21 protein-coding genes are annotated in these 22051 nt (G+C 41.8%); 13 read left to right on the forward strand and 8 right to left on the reverse strand.

Going from position 1 to position 22051, the window contains the following annotated elements; translation table 11 throughout:
• The first annotated feature begins 575 nt into the window (after nt 1-575).
• Together PR766_RS12045 and PR766_RS12050 are read left to right on the forward strand one after the other, a co-directional pair.
• Nucleotides 576-1706: a M20 family metallopeptidase gene (locus PR766_RS12045; protein WP_006661644.1), complete on the forward strand. Its 1131-nt coding sequence runs from the start codon at nt 576-578 to the stop codon at nt 1704-1706.
• 42 nt (nt 1707-1748) lie between these two features.
• Nucleotides 1749-3197, forward strand: a complete 1449-nt coding sequence (locus PR766_RS12050) for a YfcC family protein (protein WP_154636577.1) — start codon at nt 1749-1751, stop codon at nt 3195-3197.
• Nucleotides 3198-3457: 260 nt separating this feature from the next.
• Here the strand turns inward: PR766_RS12050 and PR766_RS12055 are convergent, their stop codons facing one another.
• Nucleotides 3458-3679, reverse strand: coding sequence for a DUF2594 family protein (locus PR766_RS12055; protein ID WP_006658775.1), 222 nt, complete (start codon nt 3677-3679; stop codon nt 3458-3460).
• Nucleotides 3680-3917: 238 nt separating this feature from the next.
• Between PR766_RS12055 and PR766_RS12060 the strand changes: the two genes are divergently transcribed.
• The 3 genes from PR766_RS12060 (at nt 3918) to PR766_RS12070 (ending at nt 5900) form a co-directional block, all read left to right on the forward strand.
• Nucleotides 3918-5117: a sugar transporter gene (locus tag PR766_RS12060; RefSeq protein ID WP_036975657.1), complete on the forward strand. Its 1200-nt coding sequence runs from the start codon at nt 3918-3920 to the stop codon at nt 5115-5117.
• A gap of 106 nt (nt 5118-5223) precedes the next feature.
• The gene (locus PR766_RS12065; protein ID WP_006658773.1) at nt 5224-5556 is read left to right on the forward strand and encodes a DMT family transporter; all 333 of its coding nucleotides are present in this window, start codon (nt 5224-5226) and stop codon (nt 5554-5556) included.
• Nucleotides 5557-5594: 38 nt separating this feature from the next.
• Nucleotides 5595-5900, forward strand: a complete 306-nt coding sequence (locus PR766_RS12070) for a DUF333 domain-containing protein (RefSeq protein WP_006661647.1) — start codon at nt 5595-5597, stop codon at nt 5898-5900.
• A gap of 45 nt (nt 5901-5945) precedes the next feature.
• Here the strand turns inward: PR766_RS12070 and dsbB are convergent, their stop codons facing one another.
• Nucleotides 5946-6461, reverse strand: a complete 516-nt coding sequence (gene dsbB / locus PR766_RS12075; protein ID WP_006661648.1) for a disulfide bond formation protein DsbB — start codon at nt 6459-6461, stop codon at nt 5946-5948.
• A gap of 166 nt (nt 6462-6627) precedes the next feature.
• The gene (gene nhaB, locus PR766_RS12080) at nt 6628-8178 is read right to left on the reverse strand and encodes a sodium/proton antiporter NhaB (protein WP_006661649.1); all 1551 of its coding nucleotides are present in this window, start codon (nt 8176-8178) and stop codon (nt 6628-6630) included.
• A 220-nt stretch (nt 8179-8398) separates the two neighbouring features.
• Between nhaB and fadR the strand changes: the two genes are divergently transcribed.
• The 4 genes from fadR to PR766_RS12100 all read left to right on the forward strand — a co-directional run bounded on the left by fadR (nt 8399) and on the right by PR766_RS12100 (nt 12992).
• Nucleotides 8399-9115: a fatty acid metabolism transcriptional regulator FadR gene (gene fadR, locus PR766_RS12085; RefSeq protein ID WP_006661650.1), complete on the forward strand. Its 717-nt coding sequence runs from the start codon at nt 8399-8401 to the stop codon at nt 9113-9115.
• A 552-nt stretch (nt 9116-9667) separates the two neighbouring features.
• The gene (locus tag PR766_RS12090; protein ID WP_006661651.1) at nt 9668-10969 is read left to right on the forward strand and encodes a D-amino acid dehydrogenase; all 1302 of its coding nucleotides are present in this window, start codon (nt 9668-9670) and stop codon (nt 10967-10969) included.
• Between the two features lie 36 nt (nt 10970-11005).
• Nucleotides 11006-12070: an alanine racemase gene (gene alr, locus PR766_RS12095; protein WP_036963793.1), complete on the forward strand. Its 1065-nt coding sequence runs from the start codon at nt 11006-11008 to the stop codon at nt 12068-12070.
• A 169-nt stretch (nt 12071-12239) separates the two neighbouring features.
• Nucleotides 12240-12992, forward strand: coding sequence for a MipA/OmpV family protein (locus tag PR766_RS12100; protein ID WP_006661653.1), 753 nt, complete (start codon nt 12240-12242; stop codon nt 12990-12992).
• Between the two features lie 94 nt (nt 12993-13086).
• Here PR766_RS12100 and PR766_RS12105 read toward each other — a convergent pair whose 3' ends face one another.
• Nucleotides 13087-13977 carry a D-hexose-6-phosphate mutarotase gene (locus PR766_RS12105; RefSeq protein WP_006661654.1) on the reverse strand — a complete coding sequence of 297 codons (891 nt, stop codon included), beginning with the start codon at nt 13975-13977 and terminating at the stop codon, nt 13087-13089.
• 247 nt (nt 13978-14224) lie between these two features.
• Nucleotides 14225-15220: a glyceraldehyde-3-phosphate dehydrogenase gene (gapA, locus tag PR766_RS12110; RefSeq protein WP_006658762.1), complete on the reverse strand. Its 996-nt coding sequence runs from the start codon at nt 15218-15220 to the stop codon at nt 14225-14227.
• A 356-nt stretch (nt 15221-15576) separates the two neighbouring features.
• Between gapA and msrB the strand changes: the two genes are divergently transcribed.
• Nucleotides 15577-15990: a peptide-methionine (R)-S-oxide reductase MsrB gene (gene msrB / locus PR766_RS12115; protein ID WP_006658761.1), complete on the forward strand. Its 414-nt coding sequence runs from the start codon at nt 15577-15579 to the stop codon at nt 15988-15990.
• 123 nt (nt 15991-16113) lie between these two features.
• On the forward strand, nt 16114-16404 hold the full coding sequence (locus PR766_RS12120) for a YeaC family protein (protein WP_006661655.1): 291 nt from the start codon (nt 16114-16116) through the stop codon (nt 16402-16404).
• Between the two features lie 67 nt (nt 16405-16471).
• Here PR766_RS12120 and pncA read toward each other — a convergent pair whose 3' ends face one another.
• From pncA to sppA, 3 genes are all read right to left on the reverse strand, one after another.
• The gene (pncA, locus tag PR766_RS12125; protein ID WP_036965810.1) at nt 16472-17092 is read right to left on the reverse strand and encodes a bifunctional nicotinamidase/pyrazinamidase; all 621 of its coding nucleotides are present in this window, start codon (nt 17090-17092) and stop codon (nt 16472-16474) included.
• A 23-nt stretch (nt 17093-17115) separates the two neighbouring features.
• On the reverse strand, nt 17116-18135 hold the full coding sequence (gene ansA, locus PR766_RS12130; RefSeq protein ID WP_006658758.1) for an asparaginase: 1020 nt from the start codon (nt 18133-18135) through the stop codon (nt 17116-17118).
• Nucleotides 18136-18327: 192 nt separating this feature from the next.
• Nucleotides 18328-20181 (reverse strand): signal peptide peptidase SppA, encoded by a 1854-nt coding sequence (sppA, locus tag PR766_RS12135; RefSeq protein WP_154636578.1) that lies wholly within the window; start codon nt 20179-20181, stop codon nt 18328-18330.
• A gap of 263 nt (nt 20182-20444) precedes the next feature.
• Here sppA and PR766_RS12140 point away from each other — a divergent pair, with 263 nt between their 5' ends.
• Both PR766_RS12140 and selD read left to right on the forward strand, forming a co-directional pair.
• On the forward strand, nt 20445-20996 hold the full coding sequence (locus PR766_RS12140) for an NAD(P)H nitroreductase (RefSeq protein WP_036965808.1): 552 nt from the start codon (nt 20445-20447) through the stop codon (nt 20994-20996).
• A gap of 11 nt (nt 20997-21007) precedes the next feature.
• A complete protein-coding gene (selD, locus tag PR766_RS12145) occupies nt 21008-22051 on the forward strand; it encodes a selenide, water dikinase SelD (RefSeq protein ID WP_006661658.1) in 1044 nt (347 codons plus the stop codon).

A 22051-nucleotide genomic window follows, 5' to 3' on the forward strand; every position in this document is an offset into this window, starting at 1 on the left:
ATAGACTAAATACTTCTTTGTGATTATTTAAATAGAGATAAGTGAAACAAATCCCGTACACTTTATTTGTATTAAGTCCTATGCATGGGGAAGATTAATATTCTGCATAATGTTGATTATTTATGGTTAACTAAAATCAACATGATAGGATTAATGAATTCCAATTATTTTTTGTTATCAACAACTATATTTTATATAGTTTTATTATTCATTATTGTAACTATTACTTTTTTAAAAATTAAAAAATCATTGCATAAGTATGCAGTTATAATTGTTTGTAATTTATTTATCTATTGTGATATGGTGCAAAAGCATCCTTTTTATTCAAGGTGAATGCCGTATTATCATAAGGTTGTTTCCTTTGGTTTAAATTCTTTTTTCACACATGCAAGATGTATATTCAATATTTATGCATATCCAGCGTGGCGATTTTACGCGCAAAAAGAATGTTAATCAGCATTGTCATTTATAGTTGATAAATACTTCATTTTATTTTGAATAAAAAGCACATCGTTCTGCGTGTATTTCAGATTTGAAATAACTCGCCATAAAATAATAAATGATAGGAAACCAACATGCACAATGACTTTTTAACACACGAAACTGAGATGCTGAATTTATTGAAGCAAGTCGTTAATATCGAGTCAGGTTCATACGATAAAGAGGGTGTTGATAACCATGCCGCATTTTGGTGCGAACGCTATCAATCAATGGGCTTTGAGGTTGAAGTTATTCCAAATGAAAAATTAGGGAATAACTACCGTATTTATTATCCATCTACCACGCCTGAAATTTTAATTTTACTGCATCTTGATACAGTTTTTCCAAAAGGTACTGTTGCGGAAAGACCATTCAGTATTGAGGGCGATAGAGCTTATGGGCCGGGTGTTATCGACATGAAAGGCAGCCATGTTATGGTGCATCAGGTCATTAAGCAGCTCTATGCAACACAAGATGAGCGTTATAAAAAAATTGAAGTTCTGCTGAACTGTGACGAAGAAATTGGCTCAATTTCATCACGCACTGTAATTGAGCAATGCGCAAAGGGCAAACGCTATGCCTTAGTGATGGAACCCGCTCGCGCAAATGGCGCCATTGTAAGTGCACGTCGTGGTGTAGGAACTTATGTTCTGACGATTCAAGGAAAAGCATCCCACTCAGGAATTGCACCAGAAGCTGGAATTAGTGCAATTCAAGAGCTGGCCTACAAAATCCAGAGCTTACATGCTCTGTCTCAGCATGATAAAGGCTTATCGGTCAATGTGGGGCTGATCTCGGGTGGAACATCTGTGAATACGGTTGCGCCAAATGCCCGTGCAGAGATTGATGTGCGGATCTCTTCAGAGCAGCAAGGTGTTGAGATTGATAAAAAAGTCCGCGAAGTTTGTAGCCAACCTGTACTAGAGGGTATCCAGCTTTCTCTGACGGGGGGAATTAACCGTCCTCCGATGGCAAAAACGGTAGAAAGTGCTGAGCTCATCGACATCATCAAACAAGAAGCCAATAAATTAGCAATTACACTGGAAGATGTTTCTACTGGTGGTGGCTCTGATGCTTCATTTACAGCGGGAGTTGGAACACCAACAGTGGATGGTTTGGGACCGATCGGTGGCTATCAACATAGTGACAAAGAATATCTTGAGATCCCTTCTTTAACTGAGCGCGCACAGTTATTTTTTAATGTATTAACGCGTATTACGCAGTAATCATGACCCACAAAATAAATAATAATCCAACAGGATAAGTCTATGGCAACAACATCAACAACATCAACAACATCAACAACACCACAAAAAAAACGTTCTGATGGGATAAACCCATATGTATTGCTCTTTTTCATCTTAGTAGCGGCAGCCATTGCGACATGGATTGTGCCAGCTGGTCAATACGCATCAGAAACTAAAGTTATCACAACCATCAAAGATGGGGTCGAGACTCAAGTTAAGAGCTCTTATACCATTCCTGGGAGTTATGAACGTTTACCGGAACAGCACGGCGTATTGCCAGGGCAAGTCTTTACTTCTATCGCCGATGGATTAGTTAAAGCCGCGCCCATTATTTTCTTGATTATCTTTACTGGGGGCGCTTTACATCTGCTTGAAACGACTGGGGCCATTAATAAAGTCCTGAGTAATATTTCACGCAGTAAAAAACTCAATGACTTTTTATTAATCACGATTTTCTTTGTTGTTTTCTCGATTCTAGGCACCACAGGTATTGTTGTGAACTCAATTATTGCCTTCGTCCCTATAGGGTTATTGGTGGCAAAATCAGTCGGGATGGATGACAAGTTTGGTGCGGCGATTGTTTACGTTGCTGCATATTCCGGTTTTAACGCATCCGTTATGGCTCCGATGACAGTTGGTTTATCTCAAGGGTTAGCGGATGTTCCCCTGTTATCGGCATTTGGCTTCCGTACGGTTGTATATATTAGCTTTGTGATCGCAGGGATTATCTTCTTAACTCTGTATGCTAAAAAATGCCGTCGTCAGGGGATGGTTCGCCCTGACGTTGAAATCGATGACAGTCAATTTGAGACGTCAAAAATTTCTTTACGCCACGTTATCACCTTATCTTACGCCGCATTTTGTTTAATTGGCTTCATTTTTGGTGCCATTGAATGGAGCTGGGGTGAAAAAGAGATGATGGCAATGTTTATCATCTTAGGTGTCGGCGTGGGTGTATTGAATAGAATGTCGGCGAACGATATTGCGACAGGTTTCCTGAAAGGCTGCGCAGGTATGGTTGGCGGCGCATTTATTGTCGGTATGGCGAGAGCGATTGCGATTGTACTTGCTGACGGTATGATCTTAGACACGATTGTAAATTCGATTATCTCTTTGATGGACGGATTACCAAAAACGTTATCTGCACTTTCAATGTTTGGTACTGCGGCGATTATGCACTTCTTTATCTCTTCAGGATCGGGTGAAGCAGCAGTTTTAGTACCTATTTTCACCCCAATGGGGGATTTGTTAGAAATTACTCGCCAAACTACCGTACAGACCGTACTAATGGGTGAGGGGGTTGTAAACTGTATTAACCCAACATCTGGTATTTTGATGGCCGTATTGGCGACATCGAAGATTCCTTATACCAAGTGGTTGAAGTTTATTTGGCCTCTGGTTTTAACATGGGTCATTATTTCTATTATTTCGATCGTGTATGCAGTGGTGACAAATTTAGGTCCGATTTAAGAGGGACCAAGTTTAGTCATCAAGATAGACAGGATATAAACCAAAGCGCTACTCGAAAGAGTGGCGTTTTTTTTGAGTAATGGGTAAGTTTGAGCAAAAAAAGCCCCCTTCGTAGGGACTTGAAGGGGGAGCTAAATGAATAAAGAATGGTTTAATTCGGAATCAAAGATAAAGGATCCGAATAAGCAAAACTTAGTTTTTTGTGCACTTTAGGAGACCATTCTTATTTAATGGGCTGAATCGCATTTATCGCTAAATGCCTATTGACGATAACCTGTCTTAATTTGTTCTAAGATATTTTTGTAGGTCTCAGCTTGATTCTCATCTTCCATTGAAGCGACTTCGCGCTGCATTTTGATCAGAATCTTACCCGCATCAGCTTGACCGATAGCTTTAAGCATGTGAGTAACAAGATTTTTTAAACAGGTTACTTCGTCAGCTAAAGAGTTTACATCGGGCTCAGTTGGAAAATGGGTTTTCATTTAGGAATTCCTGTAAGAATAAAAAGTAATTTGCAGATTGTAGCATAGAAGAAATGATTCTGTCGCTTTTCAAACAGGTATGAAAATAAGAGAGAAATAATAGTTCTTCTATAAGAAAAGAGTCTGAAAACGATAGTTTTCAATCCTTTAAAGATGAATGACGAGTGTGATATTATTCACAAAAATGAACTGAAGGCTATTATTGGTCTTAATTATCTTCAACAGGATGTCGTAAACCATGTCTCAGGTTTCTCGAAGCACTGCATGGATCCGTGTATTGGCGCTCTCCGTTGCAGCTTTTGTCTTTAATACCACCGAATTTGTTCCTGTCGCATTACTGAGTGATATCGCAGAAAGTTTTCATATGACAGTGGCTCATACAGGGCTAATGATCACGATTTATGCGTGGGTTGTCGCAGTGATGTCCCTTCCTTTGATGCTAATGACGGGAAAATTTGAACGGCGAAAGTTATTGGGGTGCATATTTGTTATCTTTATTCTTAGTCATATTCTGTGTGGGATCGCATGGAATTTTGAAGTGTTGATTGTTGCACGTATTGGTATTGCATTATCCCATGCTGTGTTTTGGTCTATCACCGCATCATTGGCAATCCGAGTCGCTCCTGCGGGCAAAAAAGCGCAAGCATTGGGTTTACTTGCAACGGGAACAGCCTTAGCGACTGTTTTGGGGCTACCACTAGGCCGTGTTATCGGGCAATGGATGGGCTGGCGAGTAACATTCTTGTGTATCGGCGTGTTGGCATTATTAACGATGATTGCGTTATTGCGATTTTTACCGCGTTTACCGAGTGAACATTCAGGGTCTTTAAAAAGCTTACCGATTATTTTTAAACGCCCAGCTTTAATTGGGGTGTTTGTCCTGATCACGGTCGTGATTACGGCGCATTTTACTGCCTACAGTTATATTGAACCATTTGTGCGTGATGTCGCCTTACAGAGTCAAAATTTTGCCACTGTATTATTGTTAATCTTTGGCGGTGCGGGCATTTTCGGTAGTGTATTGTTTAGTCGATACAGTAGCCGTTTTACACTGACATTTTTACCTGCATCGATTATTTTGATTACACTCTGTTTAGCACTATTTATGCCATTAAGTGGTGATGTTTGGACACTTATAGGTATTTGTGTACTTTGGGGAATTGCGATTATGTGTATCAGCCTTGGCATCCAAGTTAAAGTCCTTGATTTAGCGCCGGATGCAACGGATGTGGCAATGTCAATTTTCTCGGGGTTATATAATATCGGTATTGGCGCAGGCGCGTTATTGGGCAATCAAGTTATTACCCACATGGGAATGACTAATATTGGTTACGTAGGCGCAATTATTAGTATCTTAGCTCTCGCTTGGTGCTTGTTTATCTACTTACGTTATACGTCAGCATTCAAAGAAAAACAGTTAGTGCCTGCCAATCATTAAGTCTTCTTTATTCATCAGCACTATACTAATTAAAGGTTAGTATGGTGCTTTTTAGTGTGCTAAATTTCTGCCAAATATTAGGTTAATCAATAAATAAAGGTGAATTATGAAAGGATTGGGCTTTTTACTAATGTCCATTATTGCAGAGGTTATTGCGACGACGACACTAAAAGCATCAGATGGTTTTAGCCGTTTTTGGCCATCCTTAGTGGTAGTCATTGGTTATGCCATCTCTTTTTGGGGGCTTTCTCAGGTTGTGAAGGTGATGCCGCTGGGGATTGCCTATGCCATTTGGTCCGGTCTTGGGATTGTGTTGGTTTCTGTGGCTGCCATCTATATTTATAACCAAAAACTCGATTTACCCGCAATTATTGGTATGCTATTAATTATAACTGGTGTTTTAGTCATCAACCTGTTTTCTAAGAGTGGCACCCATTAAGGGAACTGAGACAGCGCTGATACTGTTGGAGAAAGAAAATGAAAAGGAAAGGTCAATCGCTGTTAAAAACAGTGATGGCAATGGGATCCGTTACGGCGTTAGCCGTTTTGCTTTCAGCGTGCGGTAGCTCGGAAAACAGTAAGATGACAAGAGCAGAAACCGCCGGTTCTCAATATGCACAGCAAGTTGTGAATTTAGGACCAGGTGCGCAAGAAGCCTGCACTTCTGCGGGTGGATTACCTTCATTGAATTTAGAATTAAATGGTGAAAAAACCCCCGTTTGCCAGTTTGCTAATGGGCGGCGTTGCACGGTATCGGTCATCCGAAATGGAGCCTGCATTTAAAACTTGAGACGCCCATCAAATAAAATTGATGGGCGAAAAGAAAGGTTATTTTTTACTTGGGAAGAATAGGCTGATAGCGACAATCACGCCAACTAAGATATAGGCAACAAAAATACCCACTAACCATTGCGGCATATCTAAGCCTAAGAATGCCCATTGTCTTACTGCACAATCACCTGTTGCTTCAAACACAGAAGGAACCCATTCTTGCAGTGGCAACCAATCTGGGAAATTCACGAAGAAGTCACAAGATGCAAAAGGCGACGGATAAAGTTGCAGCATGGTGTGTTCCCATGACAGGTCTAGCCCACGCCAACCGGCATACAGCCAAATCACAATTGCAATCACTTTAACAACGGTGCTTTTAGGTGCTATCGCCCCAATTAAACCCGCTGCAATAATTCCCATCAATGCAACGCGCTCATAGATGCACATTACGCATGGTTGTAGCTTCATAATATGCTGGAAGTACAGTGCTGCACATTCAAGCATAAAAGCTGTGAATGCCATGAGTAGCCAAGCTGACCGTCCTTGAGAACAGTAATTAAAAAATCTGAACATAATTAATTCCCTTCATTAATAATTGGCTTATTCTGCCTCTATCTGGGTGATAAAAAAAGCAGCAAAATCAGATTAGAATAAGATTAGCTTAGTTTTTACGTTTTATTACAAAAAAAGCCGCATAAGTATGCGGCTTTGAGTCAACAAAAAGGGTTATCAAAATTCATTAGCGAGGGATGGTAACTAAACCAATACTTTCCATCCAATCGGTTAGTGGGATTAACCACAGCTCAACCCCAAGCAAACCAACGACCGTCATCACGATAGTAAATGGCAGCGCCATCCATACCATGCGTCCATAAGAAAGGCGGATCAGTGGGGAAAGGGCTGAAGTTAGCAGGAACAGGAATGCGGCTTGCCCGTTTGGTGTTGCGACCGACGGTAAGTTTGTTCCGGTGTTAATCGCCACGGCTAAGTGCTGATATTGCTCGGCTGAAATTAACCCTGCATTTGCTGCTTTTAAGGCTTCAGTGATATATACCGTTCCAACAAACACATTATCGGAGACGGCTGAAAGTAATCCATTAAATAAATAGAATAGTGAGAGTTGTGACGATTCAGAGGATTGCAGTACATACTGAATAAATGGTGTGAAGAGTTGCTGGTCAATGATCACCGCAACAACACTAAAAAATACCGTGAGCAGAGCAGTAAATGGCAATGCCTCTTCAAACGCTTTGCCGAGAGCATGTTCTTCAGTGATCCCGCAGAATGTCGTGGCAAGGATAATTACGGAAAGACCAATGAGCCCTACTTCAGCAAGGTGAAATGCTAATGCGACAATCAACCAAATCCCGATAAGACCTTGCACAATCAGCTGTGCTTGTTCTTTCTTGCTACGTTTTGCACTCATCTTTTTATCATGATCGGTTAATACTTGGCGTACGGAATCTGGTAATTCAGCGCCATAACCAAATATTTTAAACTTCTCGACGAGGAAACAAACCATCAAACCACAGAAGAAAACAGGGATGGTGACTGGTGCCATACGTAGGTAGAAAGTAATAAAGTCCCACTCAACATGTTTGGCGATGATCAGGTTTTGTGGCTCACCGACCATAGTCATTACCCCGCCAAGGGCTGTACCGATACCTGCATGCATCATTAAGCTGCGTAAAAATGAACGAAACTGTTCTAACGTGTGTTTTTTCTCAGCAGTATCAATGAAGGCATCGTTTTGTAGATCGGTATTGCTAGGCTGGCTAGAGGCATATTGATGGTAAATAGCGTAGAAGCCAATAGAAACGCTAATGACCACAGCGATAACCGTTAGGGCATCTAAGAAAGCGGATAAAAACGCACTTGCTAAGCAAAATGACAACGCTAAAATTCGTTTAGAACGGACGTTTATTAACAGCTTCGTGAAGACAAATAGTAGAAGTTGCTTCATAAAGTAGATGCCAGCCACCATAAAGATTAGCAATAGAATCACTTCAAGATTATTGCTAATTTCATGGGATATTTGAGCTGGGCTAGTCATGCCAATGAGTACGGCTTCAATGGCTAACAACCCCCCAGGTTGAAGCGGGTAGCATTTTAGCGCCATCGCTAACGTGAAAATAAATTCGATGACGAGCAGCCAACCAGCGATGAATGGGTTAACAAAGTAGAAAACAATTGGGTTTATTATTAAGAACAAAATGATAGCAAGTTTGTACCAATCTGGAGAATTTCCCAAAAAATTCTTCAAAAATGCTCTTCTTAAACTAAAATCCATTATGACTTTTAATCCTCTTTAGCGAGTGTTGTGTGATAGCGTGTTACATACTACTCTTATCTTTTATAGAATTTAAGCTTATTTGCTAATAGATAATACATTAATTATATAGGGTTTTTACGATTTACCTACGGTTTATTAGAAAGCTAACTATCTCAGATTGTGACAATCTGGTATGATTTCTAGCAGTCCGTCTAAAAATGTTTGGAATAATAAAAATATGGTTATTAAAGCTCAAAGTCCGGCAGGTTTTGCGGAAGAGTACATTATTGAGAGTATTTGGAACAATCGTTTTCCTCCAGGATCTATTTTACCCGCGGAGCGTGAGCTATCTGAATTAATAGGCGTAACGCGCACTACATTACGTGAAGTTTTACAACGTTTGGCTCGTGACGGTTGGTTAACTATTCAGCATGGTAAGCCAACCAAAGTAAATAACTACTGGGAAACCTCAGGGTTAAATATCCTTGAAACCCTCGCGAAGTTAGACCATGACCGAGTACCTCAGTTAATTGATAACTTGCTAGCAGTACGTACAAATATCGCTGCTATTTTTATTCGAACCGCATTTCGCAATGATCCAGAAGCCGCATTGGAAGTGTTAGCTGGTAAAGACAAAGTTGAAGATAGTTCAGATGCTTTTAGCGATCTGGATTATAACATTTTCCGAGGTCTGGCATTTGCGTCAGGTAACCCAATTTACGGCTTAATCATTAATGGACTAAGAGGGTTGTATACGCGCGTCGGACGCTATTATTTCTCGAATCCAGAAGCTCGCCGTTTAGCGTTAAGTTTTTATCAGCAATTAAGTCATTTATGCCGCGAGCAAGCTTATGATCGTGTCATGGAGTGTGTCAGAAACTACGGTAAAGACAGTGGGATTATTTGGCATAACATGCAAAGCAATATGCCATCAGACCTTGCTAATAATATTTAGCCCACAACGTTTGCTCAATCAGAAGCCAGTGCTTTAGCGCTGGCTTTTTTGTTGCTATTAATTGTTAATATGAGTTAATAAAAATAGAGTTTTACTGAGCCTCATTTATCTTCCCAGCAAAGCCGCGTTCTCAACTTGTTACGCCTCTTCGTTTAACCTATTGAATTTATTCCAGATAGAAAATATCAATCATACGAACTGTTTTAGTTGAATAATCCACAAAATCACCATTTATTGGTATTAAATGAATAGGGTATAGATTTGGATAAATTGGCATAGAAAATATTATTTTCAAATTAAAGCAGAAAATGTTGAATTTTGTTTTTTTTGACTACTGGTTTTTAAATTAAATAATTAAATTTCAATTATTTATGATTTTAACTGGATTCTTGGTATTTTTATAACTGAAATAATTCGCCACATTATAAATTTAAAAGCCACTGAATCAGCTTTATTGTCTTTTTTGTTAAAAATGTTAATCAACTGTATTGGAAAATAAAAACTAGAATATTATGCTAATAACAAATCCATTTTGTTCTCTTGAGGGGCTCTATGAAAGTTCTCGTTTTGGGTGCTGGCGTTATTGGTGTTACCACTGCGTGGTATCTCGCACAAGAAGGGCATGAAGTCTGTGTTATTGATAGGCAGAACGATGTTGCAGAAGAAACTAGCGCAGGTAATGCAGGGCAAATCTCACCGGGTTATGCAACACCGTGGGGTGCGCCAGGGATCCCTCTTAAAGCTGTAAAATGGATGTTTGAAAAACATGCGCCTTTGGCCATTAGACCTGACGGCAGCCTGTTCCAATTACGCTGGATGTGGCAAATGCTGAAAAATTGCGACATGCAGCACTACACTATGAATAAAAGCCGTATGGTCCGGATTGCTGAATACAGCCGTGATTGTATTCGCCAACTAAGGGCAGACACCGGAATTGGTTATGAGGGGCGTCAAGGCGGCACTTTGCAGCTATTTAGAACGGCAAAACAGTTTGAGAACGCAGCAAATGATATTGCGGTTTTACAGCAAGAGGGTGTGCCCTACGAATTGCTTACCGCAGAACAGTTAGTCACCGCAGAACCCGCGTTAGAATTTGTGAAACATAAACTCACTGGGGGCTTGCGCCTACCTAATGATGAAACAGGGGATTGCCAGCAATTCACTAAAAAATTGGCAAAAATGGCAGAACAAGCCGGAGTTACTTTCCGCTTTGGATGCCATGTTGAACAGATTTTAACAGATGGCAAACGAATCAGCGGTATTAAGGTTAACGGTGAGATTTTGCTGGCAGATCAATACGTGGTTGCTATGGGGTCATATTCGACTCAGATGTTACAGCAGTTGGTAAAAATCCCTGTATATCCACTGAAAGGTTATTCACTGACGATGCCTATCATTGATGAATTACGCGCGCCAGTTTCTACTGTGTTGGATGAAACCTATAAAATTGCGGTTACACGATTTGACCAGCGTATTCGTGTTGGAGGAATGGCTGAGGTTGTTGGGTTTAATCTTGATGTCCTACAAAAACGCTGTGAAACATTGAAAATGGTTGTGCAAGATTTATATCAAGGCGGTGGAGATATTAGCCAAGCACAATTTTGGACAGGATTACGACCAATGACACCAGATGGTACTCCAATTGTTGGACCAACAGAATTCAGTAATTTATATCTGAATACGGGGCATGGAACCTTAGGTTGGACAATGGCTTGCGGCTCTGGCAAATTGTTGGCTGATTTAATTTCAGGGAATACGCCTGACATCGCTGCGGATGATTTGTCTGTGTTCAGGTATACCGATGGTTTTAATACAAAATTAGTCCATACGGGTCATTTATCGCCTGCGCGTTAATTGAGCAATTTAAAATGTCAATAATAAGGAATAGCAATGCCACGCCCAATTCGTGCAATTATTCATCCTCATAATTTAGAACATAATTTAGCCGTTATACGTCAGAAAATTGGTCAGGCTAAGATCTGGTCGGTAATGAAGGCCGATGGTTATGGTCATGGTATAAAACGAATATGGCGTGGGCTTAAAGCATCAGACGGTTTTGCTGTTCTGGATCTGCATGAAGCGGTTTTATTGCGAAAAGAAGGGTGGCAAGGTCCTATTCTGCTGCTAGAAGGTTTTTTCCAAGCCGCAGACTTAGTGGTTATTGACCAGTATCAGCTGACTACCAGTGTGCACAGCCGTTGGCAGCTAGCTGCAATTGAGCAAGCGACATTGAGCCAGCCAATCTCTGTGTACATTAAACTGAATAGTGGAATGAATCGCCTAGGATTCTCTGTGAGTGAATATTCCGATATTGTGGATCAGCTGACGCACATGGCAAATGTGGCGAACGTAACTTTAATGAGCCATTTTGCCAATTCAGATTTACCCGGTGGAACTCAAGCCCCATTGGAAAAAATTCAACATTTCTCATCGTTATCGTTACCCACTTGCATTGCAAATTCTGGTGCGGTGTTATGGCATCAAAATACACATTATGATTGGGTGCGAGCCGGTATTGTGCTGTATGGGGCATCACCAAGCGGTAAGTGGGCAGATATTGCCGCATATCATTTAAAAGCGGCAATGACCTTACAATCTGAAATTATCGCGATACACCATATCGAGGCGGGTCAATCTATTGGTTATGGTAGTAAGTTCACCTCAGAAAAACCAATGCGTATTGCAACGGTTGCCTGCGGTTATGCGGATGGATATCCACGCCATGCACCGACAGGCACGCCTGTTTGGTGTCAGGGGCGACGTTGTGAACTCTTAGGTGCTGTTTCCATGGACATGCTGACTATCGATATTAGTGATTGCCCTGAAGTAACAATTGGCACTCCCGTAGAACTATGGGGTGAGAATTTACCCGTTGATGATGTGGCACAATCTGCGGGTACAATTGGTTACGAATTATTATGCGCACTAGCACGTCGTGTACCCATTGATTTTTAATGAATAAGTATCACTTTTCATTTGCTTAGCTTATATTCATTGCTGAGAAAGATAGACAATGAATGCAATTTAGCTTTAAATGTGAACCATCTCACTAACGTAGGGGATACTCCTGCGTTATTCATCGTTTATTATTAACTTCATTTGAATAATTTGGGTTTAATTTAATATGTCTAAAACAGTTAAAATGACCACACTTGCCATTGCGTTAAGTGCGATTTCAAGCGCTGCTTTTGCTGGAACTTGGTCTGTTGGTGGTTCCGTATTAGCGCAAGCAACGCCTTATAAAGGCATCAAAACTAGCGATTACATTACGCCAGTTCCCGTTGTGAATTATGAGAGTGAAAATTTCTACTTCCGCACATTAGCTGTAGGTTACTACTTGTGGAATGATAAAGAAGACCAACTTTCTTTAGATGCATATTACTATCCGCATTTCTTTAAGCCAAAAGATAATGATAATGCAGATATGCGTAAGCTAGATCGTCGTCGTGACACTGTGATGGGTGGTTTCACCTACAGACATAACGCGGATTGGGGAACATTACGTTTCAATGGTTCTCTCGATATGTTATGGGAAAGCGAAGGCATGCGTGCTGAAGCAGCTTATCTATACGCATTTAAAGGCGATAACTGGTCACTAACCCCAGGGATTGGTATTAAATGGGATAGTGCGAAGTTAAACCGTTATGAGTTTGGAGTGACCTCGAAAGAGTCCGCAAAAAGCGGTTTAGAGCGTTACCAGCCAAACTCAAGTTGGACACCTTATGTTGAATTATCAGCTAACTATCGCATGACTGACAGCTGGTCATTATTTGCGCTAGGACGTGTTGATAAGCTGTCTAACGAAGTGAAAGATAGCCCGATGGTGAACAAATCCTATTCTGGTATTGTGTGGAGTGGTGTGACTTACACCTTCTAATTTATACGCTGGAATAGAATGAAAAACCCCAAAATGGCTAGGCTGTTTTGGGGTTTTATTTTTGCATGTATTCTTACAATTATTTTACGCGTGGTTATTCTTGCTGTGGCTGCGGTTTATTTTCGCGGCATACCATCACGAGAGAAAGGCGAGAAGGGCTTTGCGCTTCAGATTTCATTGGCATATGAATGCGAGCCGTTTCCACACAAACCATCTGTTTGTAACCATTATTAGGCATATCCTGCATGCTGCAAGATAGCTCCGCCCAAGGGTTCCAGCACACAACATCGCTGTGATGATAATGGTGCAACTCAATAGTGCGATTCCAGCCATCATCACGCAATAAACTGTACTCTTCGGGTTCAGTATAAATGCGGTCGGTGTGCTTATTGAATTTCAGTGGTTCAGAAATGTAAGCTTCTCTATCTGCTACTTTATCAATGTAATGTCCACCGAGACCATACACAGTGGCTTTTTGAATATCACTAATATTGAAGTAACTGTGCAATGCCGCTGTCGCTTCAAAATCCCCATAGCTTTCTAGTTCAAGTTCACAGGTTTCACCAAGCTTCATGCGCAGTATCAGTGTAAACTCATGCGGCCATAGTTTACGAGTGTATTCATTGTCGGTCAGAGTGAATGTGAGGATCACGCCACAATCATGTTCGTTATGGGCGGTAAATTGCCAAGGTAAAATACGGGCAAAACCATGGCTAGGGCTATTCACTGGACCAAACCATGGCCAGCAAATAGGAATACCGCCACGAATGGCAATCCCTTCTTTAAACGCACTTTCCGGACTTAACCAAAGGCAGGGTTTTTGACCTGCGGGTTGCCAGTCAATTAAGTGGGCACCTTGTAGGCTGACCGCACCACGTACTTTGGGGTGTGAAACTACGATGAGTGGCAACTCACCAAGTTGGCGTTGGGTAATATAAGGAGAAAGCTGTTTGATAACAGGTAAAGCAAAAATTTTATCATGCATTGTCTTGCGCCTGTGGTTGTTGGTCCATCATCACGACCTAAATCAGCGACTATAAATAGAACAGCGCCTATAAATAGGGCAGTAACTAGAAATAACAATATAACAAACTCACGATACTGCAAGTTGCATTGAGTGAAGCGGGAGACGCAGCTTGGAGTATATTGAGCTGGGCTTTAATTTTGCGTGTACGAAGGATACAAAAGAGCCGCCAAAAGGCGGCTCAGTCACACTAATTGCGTAACAACTCTTATTTAGAGATGTGAGCGATCAGGTCTAAAACTTTGTTAGAGTAGCCAGTTTCGTTGTCATACCAAGAAACCAGTTTCACAAAGTTGTCGTTCAGTGCGATACCTGCTTTAGCATCGAATACTGAAGTCAGTTTTTCGCCGTTGAAATCGGTAGATACAACGTCATCTTCGGTGTAACCCAGAACGCCTTTCAGTTCGCCTTCAGCTGCTTCTTTGATAGCATCACAGATTTGAGCGTAAGTTGCTGGTTTTGCCAGACGTGCAGTCAGGTCAACAACAGAAACGTTAGGAGTTGGAACACGGAAAGACATACCAGTCAGTTTACCGTTCAGCTCAGGGATAACTTTACCTACAGCTTTAGCAGCACCTGTTGAAGATGGGATGATGTTCTGAGAAGCACCACGACCACCACGCCAGTCTTTGTGTGAAGGACCATCAACAGTTTTTTGAGTCGCTGTTGTTGCGTGAACAGTGGTCATCAGACCTTCAACGATACCAAATTTGTCGTTGATAACTTTAGCCAGTGGAGCTAAGCAGTTAGTTGTGCAAGATGCGTTAGAAACGATTTCTTGACCTGCGTAAGCTTTGTGGTTAACGCCCATAACGAACATTGGAGTGTCATCTTTAGAAGGACCAGTTAACACAACTTTCTTCGCGCCTGCTTGGATGTGTTTACGAGCAGTTTCGTCAGTCAGGAAGATACCTGTTGCTTCAGCAACAACATCAACACCGACTTCGTTCCATTTCAGGTTCGCAGGATCTTTCTCTGCTGTAACACGGATTTTTTTACCGTTAACAACTAAGTGACCATCTTTAACTTCAACAGTACCGTTGAAACGACCGTGAGTTGAGTCGTATTTCAACATGTATGCCATGTACTCTGCATCGAGCAGGTCGTTGATAGCAACGATTTCGATGTCAGAACGCTCTTGTGCAGCACGGAAAACGATACGGCCGATACGACCAAAACCATTAATACCTACTTTGATAGTCATAGTATTTCCACCAGCTATTTTATTTCGTGAATTAAGATGTACTTAAAGTTACCAAAACCTTGCCAGCCGTCAAGCGGAATCGTGTCAATTATTGAAAAAAATCAATTCTGAAACCACTATCTGCATATTTGTCAGTCACTTCAGCAGCAAATACAGCCGCACGTATTATCGGGATTGTTCAGCATAATGAAACCATCCTTCAGTGATATATGTGAGACTCATCACAAATCAAACCGTAAAGTTCTAACCTTAATAGTCTAGAATAGTTTTTCACTGAACGTTGTTAAGTTTTTGTTGCTTGAAATAGGGGCATGCTGACTTCAGCAAGCGCCTTTTTGAAAAAGAGTAGGTAATCGATGTCGAATAAAGATAAGCAAACTATTGATTTGTCAAAGCTTAACCAAGTCCAACTGTATGTGACGCAGGAAGCTGGTACAGAGCCGCCATTTAGTGGTCAATTATTGCATAACCGTAAAGATGGCGTGTATGAATGTCTCTGTTGTGGCACACCTTTATTCCTTTCTGAGACAAAATTTGATGCTGGCTGTGGTTGGCCGAGCTTCTTTCAACCGATAGATGAAAGTTTGATAAAATTTATCGAAGATTTCTCCCACGGAATGCATCGTATTGAAGTGCGTTGTGGTCATTGTAACGCCCACCTTGGCCATGTATTTCCTGATGGACCTCAACCCACTGGGCAGCGTTACTGCATTAATTCAGCATCACTGAGCTTTACAGATGACAAAACGGGCGAAAAGACCGTTGGGTAGGTTGCTGAAGCTTGCTGAAGCACGAGTTATCACTCGGAAGTAACGATTCAGCTAAAGAGATATAATTAAAATAATCTTCATTATCACTTTATTCGTTTTATGAGGCGTAACGTGAGCGTAGAAATGGATACACAACAAATAGAACAACTACTGTCTGTGATGACCCCTGAAATTTATCAGCGCTTAGTGACGGCTGTCGAATTAGGTAAATGGCCTGATGGCGTACCGTTGACACCTGAGCAGAAAGAAAACACATTGCAGATGGTCATGTTATGGCAATCTCGCCATAATCATGATGCGGAACATATGACTGTTGGCACAGATGGTCAAATTACAATGAAGAGTAAGCAAGAATTAAAATCCCTGTTTCAAGGGGATAGATTGGCAACGTTGAAACCGCAAGAAAACGACTAAGCGTATAATATCGCCCCATGAATGATGGGGCGGTAATTGAGAATGACAACGATAAAACGGCTTAAGCTTAAAATGATAAGCTCATCAACTTGGCGCCCGCATTTTGCATTTCTGCTAAGGCGAGTTCACTATCTTCTGGGGCTAAATTCACACCACGACAACCGTCAACTAAAACATCCACGCAGTAGCCTAATTTCAGTGCATCTAACACCGTAAATTTAACGCAATAGTCGGTCGCAATTCCCATAACGGTTAAATGGCGAATTCCCTGTTGTTGGAGCCATGGATGCAGCTCCGTTTGACTGATACGGTCGTTATCGAAAAAAGCACTGTAACTATCCACTTGCGGGTTTTCGCCTTTAGTGAAGACTTTTTGGATAGCGTGGATATTAAGTTGAGCATGAAAATCAGCGCCATGAGAACCTTGTATGCAGTGTTCAGGCCACCAAACTTGCGGTAATCCATTTAATTCACCCAGTGTACCGACAGGGTGCCCAGAGTTAACGGCAAAACTCAGATGATCTTCAGGATGCCAATCTTGGCTGGCGATCACCGTCGTTCCTTGCGCTTGGCAAGTATCAATCATACGATTTGCTGTTTCAATGACCTGTTCACTTTGTTGAACCGCAAGTGCACCACCAGTGCAAAAATCATTTTGTAAATCGACTAACAGTAACGCTGATTTCATCATTTCTCTCAGTAGGTTATGGCTTACTCATCGGCGTAGCTTAACTCTCCACGCAAGTTATTTTGCATTAATTCGCGAATAAGCTCAGTGGTATAATCTTGGCTTAGTAAATAATGTAATTTACTCAATGCGGCTTCAAAAGTCATATCAAAACCACTAATCACTCCAGATTCTGCTAACGCATGTCCGGTAGCATAACCTTCCATATTCACGCGACCTGAAATACATTGAGTGAGATTAACCACAATAATGCCGCGTGACGTCGCTTCACGGAGGATCCGCAAGAGTTCAGGTTGTTGCGGTGCATTGCCAACACCATAAGAACGTAAAATAAGCGCTTTTACAGGTTGTTGAAGAATGTTACGTACGATTTCAATCGATAACCCTGGATATAATGTGACAACACCTATCGGCTGTGGAGTAATACGATGAGTTTTGAGTTCACCAATACCAATTGGAGCAGGGCAAGTATTGAAAGTACGGATGTGGATCCCTGCTTCCATCAAAGGTGAACAGTTTGGTGATGTAAACGCTTCAAAACCATCAGCATGTGCTTTTACGGTGCGGTTACCGCGATACAATTTATTATTGAAGAATAAACCGACTTCATTAATAGGATAGTTTGCCGCTAAATAAAGTGCATTGAGTAGATTGGTTTGCCCGTCGGAACGTAGTGCTTCGAGTGGAATTTGTGACCCTGTCACGATGATCGGTTTCTTAAGATTTTCGAACATGAATGAAAGCGCAGAGGCAGTAAATGCCATGGTATCCGTACCATGTAGAATCACAAACCCATCATATTTATCATAATTTTCGCTGATGTCATCGGCGATATTCTGCCAGTCTTCGGGGGTGATGTCCGAAGAGTCGATTAATGGTTGATGCTCCCGGATCGTAAATGTTGGCATTTCAGGGCGATGGAATTCGGGCATTTGCGCTAGCTGGGCTTGTAAGTGACCTGAAACGGGAATATAACCTTGCGGAGAGTGGCGCATACCGATGGTGCCACCCGTATAAACGACATAAATCGATTTCTTCTGCATTTTGTTACCTGACGATGACAGATGAAGTTCTGTGTGTGAATAATTTGGATTATAAGGATTTTGGCTTATTTGCCGGAGATAATCTATGGATAAAACAATATATTGCAGATTGTTGTGATGGCAAGAACGCTTTACGCTAGGTATTTTCCCTTTAAGGTATCCCCTCTATGATGACCATAGAGGGGGCGACAGTTAGTTAATTTCCGCGCAGTTTAAACAAAAAGCATAACGATTTTGCGGATCATTCATTTTCAAGAAAAACTGTGCCTGGCGGCGGATATCCGTCACCGCGGCTGGCGGTAGGAAAGCTTGCAATGCGTCAGGCATCATGACTTGAACATTGTTAGTCACTTCAAGGATTAATTGATCCATAAAGGAGAGTTCAGGCTGCATCCAATCCAATTCAACTGATTTCACTTGCGCTAGTTCAGCTGCTTTTGCGACAGCATCATCAAAATCACCTAATTGGTCAACTAAACCTATTTTTAGTGCGTCTTTCCCAATCCAAACGCGACCTTGAGCAATTTTATCTATCTCTTCTGGCGTTTTATGGCGTGATTGAGCGACTAAGCCGATGAAGGTTTGATAGCCGTTTTCGATAGTAATTTGCATCATATCAGCAAATTGTGGGCTGATCCCTTTAGTGACAGAAACGCCCGCCAATGGTGAAGTTGAGACGCCATCGGTGTAAACACCGATAGATTCGAGTGAATTCTCAAAGGTGTTGATCACGCCAAAAATACCAATGGAGCCTGTTAGCGTGCTTGGGCTGGCAATAATGTAGTCCGCAGGCGTTGAGATCCAATAACCGCCGGATGCAGCCATACCCCCCATAGAAACCACAACAGGTTTTTTCGCCGCACGGGCTGCGGCTAATTCATTACGAATTAAGTCAGAGGCGCTGACGCTTCCACCTGGGCTATTGACCCGTAATACGATAGCTTTGATATTGTCGTTTAATCGCGCATCACGAATTTGGGCAGCAAGGGTTTCTCCACCAGCAATACCGGGTGTTTGTGGTCCATCCATGATGGCACCTTGTACCACAATCACTGCGATATTACCTTCGCTGTTGCTGGTATCGGCGATTTGGGTGGAATAATCATAAATGCTGATACCATTGAACGTTTTATCGTCTTTATTCCAACCAAATTGGTTGGAGAACACGTTCTCAGCTTGCTCTCGGGTGTAGATCTTATCCACCAATTTTTGTTGTAAGGCATACTGTGCGGTATCACCTTTCACGAGGCGGAGTTGGGCAATTAGCTTATCGGCACCCGGGAAAATGTGTTCTGCCTGGGTTTTGCGGTTTTGTGCGATTGATCCTAAATAATTATCCCATAGAGTGATTAGCCAGAGCAGGTTTGCTTCTCGGGCCTCAGGGGACATATTATCGCGCATCATCGGCTCTACCGCAGATTTATAGGTACCGACACGGAAGATATGGCTACTGACTTTCAGTTTTTCTAATAACGACTTGTAATACAGTGTATCGGTTGAGAAACCGTAAATGCCCACTGTACCATGGGGTGCGAGGTAAATTTCATCGGCGAAGCTTGCTAAATAATATTGAGCTTGGGTGTAGCTGTCGCCCATGGCATAGACGGATTTTCCGGAGGCTTTAAATTCTTCAATGGCTTTACCAATGTATGCCATAGAGGGTTGATCTGCGCTGACCAAATTATCTAAACGCAATATTAAACCTGTAATGCGGTCATCGTTGGCAGCGGTACGAATAGTGTCGACGATATCAAACAGCGAGTTTTCTTGCATGAGGTTATTAGAGCTACCTAATAATTCACGACTCATACGACCAAAAGGATCAGGCGATGAAACTTGGTCAACAACGATACCTTGAAGATCAACGACCAGTGCACCAAAATAGTTTTTCTCTGGCTTACTGTCCGTTTGCAATAGAGAATAGGCACCGATCACTAAAAATAACAACACGAAGAAAATTGCGTTGAAAATAAATTGTCGAATGAAATTAATGATTCGCCAGCTAAACTTAAAGACTGTGGCGAAAATATCCCAGAGTTGTCGCATTTTTTCTCCAGTGTGAGGATATCAATCAAGGTTGGCGGCATAAAATGGCACGCGAATGATTTAGAATATCATTTATTTGATGGTTGATTAATAGATAGATTAATCAATAGATTTAATCCTATACAGTATCAAACGATGACAGATACCAAATAATGTAATACAGGATTATTCATAACAAAACCATTGCGAGCGTTGTACAATAGCCTGATGGTATTTCTATTTTGCTGTGCACTACATCAGCTTACTCTTAATCGGAGATCAATATGGATGCATTAACCCTTTTGTTGAACCGTCGTTCAGCTTCACGTTTAACCTCACCTGCGCCGCAAGGCGAACAACTCGAAAATATTCTTGCCGCTGGGATGAGAGCACCGGATCATGGCGCGTTAAAGCCATGGCATTTTGTTGTGATGCAAGATGAAGGAATTGCCCGCTTTAGTCAGTTGCTCGAAAAAGCCGCAGTGGAAGGTAAACTTGGGGCAGAAGTGGAAGAAAAAGCGCGCAATGCACCATTTCGTGCACCTCTTATCATTACTGTCATTGCAAAAGTAAAAGATCACCCAAAAGTCCCTCAGTGGGAACAAATTGTTGCAGCAAGCTGCACGGTTCAAGCAATGCAGATGGCGGCGTTAGCACAAGGGTTTGGCGGTATCTGGCGTTCAGGTTCATGGACAGAAGATGCGATTGTGCGGGAAGGGTTAGGCTGTGAAGAGAATGACCATATTGTCGGCTTTCTTTACTTAGGAACGCCAGAATTAAAGGCACCTGCAAAAGCTCAGCAACCTGATATGACAGGTTTTGTGACATATTTCTAAAGAGATAGACAATGACAGAAAAAATTAGATTGACCCAATACAGTCACGGTGCAGGCTGTGGATGTAAAATCGCACCTAAAGTATTAGAACAAATTTTGCATACTGAGCAAGCTAAATTCCATGATCCCCATTTATTAGTGGGCAATGAAACCAAAGATGACGCGGCGGTTTATGACTTAGGTAATGGCATTGGTATTATCAGTACCACAGATTTCTTTATGCCAATCGTGGATAACCCATTTGAATTTGGACGCATTGCGGCGACTAATGCGATCAGTGATATTTTTGCGATGGGCGGAAAGCCGATTATGGCGATTGCCATTCTAGGTTGGCCTATTGCAAAATTGCCACCTGAAGTGGCGCGTGAAGTGATTGAAGGTGGGCGTGCAGCATGTGCTGATGCGGGTATTTCATTAGCTGGCGGTCATTCCATTGATGCACCGGAACCTATTTTTGGTTTGGCGGTAACTGGGGTGGTAAATACAGATTATGTGAAGAAAAACAGTGCAGCGAGTGCAGATTGCGAATTGTTTTTAACTAAACCGCTTGGTATTGGCGTGTTGACCACCGCAGAGAAAAAAGGGGCTTTGGCACCCGAGCATGAGCATCTTGCTGCGGAAACTATGTGTCAGATGAATAAATTCGGCGCGGTTGTTGCACCATTAGACGGTGTGACTGCAATGACGGATGTGACCGGTTTTGGTTTACTTGGGCATTTAAGTGAAATTTGTGAAGGTTCAGGCGTTCGAGCTCAAATTGCCTTCAGTCAGGTGCCAAAATTAGCGGATGTTGAGAAATATATTGAAGCGGGCTGTGTACCGGGTGGTACTCAACGTAACTTTGATAGCTACGGTCACTTGATTGGTCCAATGAGCGACATGCAACGCAAATTGTTGTGTGATCCTCAAACCTCAGGTGGTTTGCTCATCGCAATTAAACCATCGGAAGTTACTAAAATTAAAGACATTGCACAGCAGCAAGGTGTTTTGTTACAGTCTATCGGGAAATTATTACCCCCACAGGACAATGTGCCTTTAATTGAAGTGATAGATTAA

It is taken from the genome of Providencia sp. PROV208 (genome assembly GCF_028479465.1).
Classification (GTDB): Bacteria; Pseudomonadota; Gammaproteobacteria; order Enterobacterales; family Enterobacteriaceae; genus Providencia; species Providencia alcalifaciens.

Bases quoted from the DNA above. Each gene is read 5' to 3' on its own strand.
- PR766_RS12070 (WP_006661647.1), top strand. From the start codon at position 5,595: ATGAAAAGGAAAGGTCAATCGCTGTTAAAAACAGTGATGGCAATGGGA.
- PR766_RS12120 (WP_006661655.1), top strand. From the start codon at position 16,114: ATGGATACACAACAAATAGAACAACTACTGTCTGTGATGACCCCTGAA.
- PR766_RS12055 (WP_006658775.1), bottom strand. From the start codon at position 3,679: ATGAAAACCCATTTTCCAACTGAGCCCGATGTAAACTCTTTAGCTGAC.
- nhaB (WP_006661649.1), bottom strand. From the start codon at position 8,178: ATGGATTTTAGTTTAAGAAGAGCATTTTTGAAGAATTTTTTGGGAAAT.
- PR766_RS12100 (WP_006661653.1), top strand. From the start codon at position 12,240: ATGTCTAAAACAGTTAAAATGACCACACTTGCCATTGCGTTAAGTGCG.
- selD (WP_006661658.1), top strand. From the start codon at position 21,008: ATGACAGAAAAAATTAGATTGACCCAATACAGTCACGGTGCAGGCTGT.
- ansA (WP_006658758.1), bottom strand. From the start codon at position 18,135: ATGCAGAAGAAATCGATTTATGTCGTTTATACGGGTGGCACCATCGGT.
- PR766_RS12065 (WP_006658773.1), top strand. From the start codon at position 5,224: ATGAAAGGATTGGGCTTTTTACTAATGTCCATTATTGCAGAGGTTATT.
- msrB (WP_006658761.1), top strand. From the start codon at position 15,577: ATGTCGAATAAAGATAAGCAAACTATTGATTTGTCAAAGCTTAACCAA.
- fadR (WP_006661650.1), top strand. From the start codon at position 8,399: ATGGTTATTAAAGCTCAAAGTCCGGCAGGTTTTGCGGAAGAGTACATT.
- pncA (WP_036965810.1), bottom strand. From the start codon at position 17,092: ATGAAATCAGCGTTACTGTTAGTCGATTTACAAAATGATTTTTGCACT.
- PR766_RS12045 (WP_006661644.1), top strand. From the start codon at position 576: ATGCACAATGACTTTTTAACACACGAAACTGAGATGCTGAATTTATTG.
- PR766_RS12105 (WP_006661654.1), bottom strand. From the start codon at position 13,977: ATGCATGATAAAATTTTTGCTTTACCTGTTATCAAACAGCTTTCTCCT.
- PR766_RS12090 (WP_006661651.1), top strand. From the start codon at position 9,668: ATGAAAGTTCTCGTTTTGGGTGCTGGCGTTATTGGTGTTACCACTGCG.
- sppA (WP_154636578.1), bottom strand. From the start codon at position 20,181: ATGCGACAACTCTGGGATATTTTCGCCACAGTCTTTAAGTTTAGCTGG.
- PR766_RS12060 (WP_036975657.1), top strand. From the start codon at position 3,918: ATGTCTCAGGTTTCTCGAAGCACTGCATGGATCCGTGTATTGGCGCTC.
- alr (WP_036963793.1), top strand. From the start codon at position 11,006: ATGCCACGCCCAATTCGTGCAATTATTCATCCTCATAATTTAGAACAT.
- PR766_RS12140 (WP_036965808.1), top strand. From the start codon at position 20,445: ATGGATGCATTAACCCTTTTGTTGAACCGTCGTTCAGCTTCACGTTTA.
- PR766_RS12050 (WP_154636577.1), top strand. From the start codon at position 1,749: ATGGCAACAACATCAACAACATCAACAACATCAACAACACCACAAAAA.
- dsbB (WP_006661648.1), bottom strand. From the start codon at position 6,461: ATGTTCAGATTTTTTAATTACTGTTCTCAAGGACGGTCAGCTTGGCTA.
- gapA (WP_006658762.1), bottom strand. From the start codon at position 15,220: ATGACTATCAAAGTAGGTATTAATGGTTTTGGTCGTATCGGCCGTATC.